Source organism: Phenylobacterium sp. (genome assembly GCF_041916435.1).
In the GTDB taxonomy this organism is placed as follows: domain Bacteria; phylum Pseudomonadota; class Alphaproteobacteria; order Caulobacterales; family Caulobacteraceae; genus Phenylobacterium.
The window spans coordinates 1-1,331 of record NZ_JAYRZM010000024.1; the positions used below are offsets into that span (position 1 = coordinate 1).

Annotated in this window: 2 protein-coding genes and 1 pseudogene; all 3 read left to right on the plus strand. The window is 68.1% G+C overall.

Features of this window, described 5'->3' with window-relative positions; genetic code table 11:
* The first annotated feature begins 95 nt into the window (after positions 1–95).
* Positions 96–446 carry a transposase gene (locus tag ACE3TA_RS22560; RefSeq protein WP_374576573.1) on the plus strand — a complete coding sequence of 117 codons (351 nt, stop codon included), beginning with the start codon at positions 96–98 and terminating at the stop codon, positions 444–446.
* Positions 443–790: an IS66 family insertion sequence element accessory protein TnpB gene (tnpB, locus tag ACE3TA_RS22565; RefSeq protein ID WP_305703787.1), complete on the plus strand. Its 348-nt coding sequence runs from the start codon at positions 443–445 to the stop codon at positions 788–790. Before ACE3TA_RS22560 ends, tnpB begins: the two co-directional genes overlap by 4 nt.
* Before the next feature lie 82 nt (positions 791–872).
* A pseudogene (locus ACE3TA_RS22570) lies at positions 873–1,331 on the plus strand (IS66 family transposase); the annotation flags it as partial.

Sequence of the window (1,331 nt, forward strand, 5' to 3'; positions counted from 1 at the left end):
GTACCCCTCCGGTGAGGGCCGCCTTGTTCGGATGAGGCTTGGCCGTGATGCTGCGCTCGTAAGGACGTCCTTAAGAGCGCTCGTAACTGCACAGCATGGCCCACACGAGTTTGATCACGGGGCCCGAGCGCCGTCGTCGGTGGCGTGCCGAGCATAAGTTGGCGATCCTGGAGGAGGCCTTTTCGCCTGGCGCGGTCGTGTCGGACGTGGCCCGCCAGTACGAGGTGTCGACCAGCCTGATCTATCAGTGGCGGCGGGAGGCCATGGCCGCGCAGGAGCCGATGACGTTCGTGGCGGCGACGGTGTGCGAGGCGCCGGACGATGCGGGTCGGCGGGGGGCAGATCATCCGGTGATCATCGTGGAGTTCGCCCGCGGCGGTCGGGTGAGCATCTCGGCCTCGGCGTCACCGGCGTTGGTCACCGCGGCGCTTCGGGCGCTTCGATGATCCCGGTTCCGTCCGGCGTCCGGGTCTGGATCGCCACCGGCCACACCGACATGCGCAAGGGCATGCAGGGCCTGGCCCTGCTGGTCCAGGAGCACTTGAAGCGCGATCCCCACGCTGGCGATCTGTTCGTGTTCCGAGGCCGTGGCGGCGCCCTGGTCAAGATCATCTGGCATGACGGCCTGGGCATGTCGCTCTACGCCAAGCGCTTGGACCGCGGACGGTTCGTTTGGCCCGCCGCGGAGGGCGGCGCCGTGGCCCTGACGTCCGCCCAGCTGAGCTACATGTTGGAGGGGATAGACTGGCGTAACCCCCAGCACACTTGGCGTCCGACCAGCGCCGGGTAGGGCCTCGTTTTTATTTGCCGGGCCTGCATTTAGGGGCGCCACAAACGCTGCGATCTGTGATTCCATTCTGGTCATGGAGAGCTTGGCCGCCCCTGTTCCCGAGGATGTCGAAGCGCTGAAGGCGGCGCTGGCCAGCATGCGTGAGGAGCTAGATGCGGCGCGCGCCGACGCCGCCGTTGCCGTCGCTGAAGCCGCCGCGGTCAAGGCCGAGCGCGCTGATGATCAGGCGTTGATCGCCCATCTGAAGCTGCAGATCGCCAAGCTCAAGCGCGAGCGGTTTGGGACGTCGTCTGAGCGGTCCAGCCGGTTGCTCGATCAGCTGGAGTTGCAGCTGGAGGAGCTGGAAGCCTCGGCCACCGAGGACGAGCTCGCCGCCGAGATCGCCGCCGCCAGGACCACCAAGGTCGCGGCCTTCGAGCGCAAACGCCCGTCCAGGAAGCCGTTCCCCGAGCACCTGCCGCGCGAGCGGGTCATCGTTCCCGGGCCCTGCGCCTGCGCCGCCTGCGGCGGGACGCGTCTGGCCAAGCTGGGCGAGGACGTC

Bases quoted from the DNA above. Each gene is read 5' to 3' on its own strand.
- tnpB (WP_305703787.1), top strand. From the start codon at position 443: ATGATCCCGGTTCCGTCCGGCGTCCGGGTCTGGATCGCCACCGGCCAC.
- ACE3TA_RS22560 (WP_374576573.1), top strand. From the start codon at position 96: ATGGCCCACACGAGTTTGATCACGGGGCCCGAGCGCCGTCGTCGGTGG.